The sequence below is a fragment of the Polynucleobacter sp. 35-46-11 genome, assembly GCF_002281105.1.
Window position 1 is genome coordinate 1 of sequence record NZ_NCFJ01000688.1, and the last position, 1,148, is coordinate 1,148.

Genomic DNA, 1,148 nt, shown 5'->3' on the forward strand with positions numbered 1-1,148 from the left:
GGTTCGCTACTGCTAACTGCCATTTTTACTGGCTTAGTTGTTTGGGTGGTTGGTCTTGCAGTGCCAGTTACCGCGTCATACATTATTTGTGCAGTGATAGCCGCTCCCGCCCTGATTAACTTAGGTGTACCTGATTTTGCGGCGCATATGTTCATCTTCTACTACGCCGTGCTCTCTGAGGTTTCCCCTCCAACAGCCCTCTCGCCATTTGCGGCGGCAGCGATTTGTAAAGGCAATCCTTACAAGACAACACTTCAAACCTGGAAGTATGTTGCCCCCGCCATCTTGGTGCCATTTATGTTTGTTTTAGATAAGTCTGGTGTCAGCCTTTTATTGATGGGATCAACCACTGCATTAGCTCAGGCAGATTGGAGTCAAATTGCATGGATCTCCTTTACGGCAGTCATGGGCGTTATTTGCCTTGCAGGTGGACTACAGGGTTGGTTTATCGAAAAAACCAATATATTTGAGCGAGTGGTGATGGTGGCTTCTGGTGTTGCTCTCGCCTACCCTGCAAATGAAGCTGATTTATTAGGCTTTGCAGGATTTGGCATCGTACTCCTCACGCAAGCGCTCAGAAACCGTAGGCTTCGAAGAATTTCGCCGTAAACTCAGCGTCATCAAACAATAAAAAAATCCCGCACATGATGCGGGATTTTTTTATTCTTAACGAGCTACTGATTACATTAAGTAATCTTGGTCCAGGCAACTTTACCGGCATATTTTTTAATCGTAGCTTCATCAAACTCAAAACCTAAGCCTGGGGTCTTATGCAGAATCAAATCGCCGTTCTTAAAGGTCAGCTGTTTATTAATCAATCTACGGAAGTTTAAGACCTGATCATCCAAGAAGAACTCCACAAAACGCGCATTGGGGGTTGCGGCTACTAAAGGTGCATGCAAATCATGCATCCAATGTGGACAAACAATCACACCCTTTAAATCTGCATAGGCTGAAATACGACGCCACTCAGTAATACCGCCACACACCGCTGCATCCGACTGCAGAATAGCTGCACCGCCAGCGTCAATCAGCTCCCTAAAACGCCAGCGTCCAGCCTCCATCTCACCGGTAGCAACGTTGATCTTGGTTTGACGTGCCAGCGCCGCATGCAGGTCAATCGCATCCGGTGAAAATGGCTCCTCAAT

2 protein-coding genes are annotated in these 1,148 nt (G+C 47.0%); one reads left to right on the forward strand and one right to left on the reverse strand.

Going from position 1 to position 1,148, the window contains the following annotated elements; translation table 11 throughout:
* Positions 1 to 609 (forward strand): TRAP transporter large permease subunit (locus tag B7Y67_RS18810; RefSeq protein ID WP_293599935.1); only part of this gene is annotated, 609 nt, incomplete at its 5' end.
* 77 nt (positions 610 to 686) lie between these two features.
* On the opposite strand, the gene B7Y67_RS18815 is transcribed toward B7Y67_RS18810, so the two are convergent.
* On the reverse strand, positions 687 to 1,148 hold a 462-nt coding region (locus B7Y67_RS18815; RefSeq protein ID WP_293599936.1), incomplete at its 5' end, for an enolase C-terminal domain-like protein.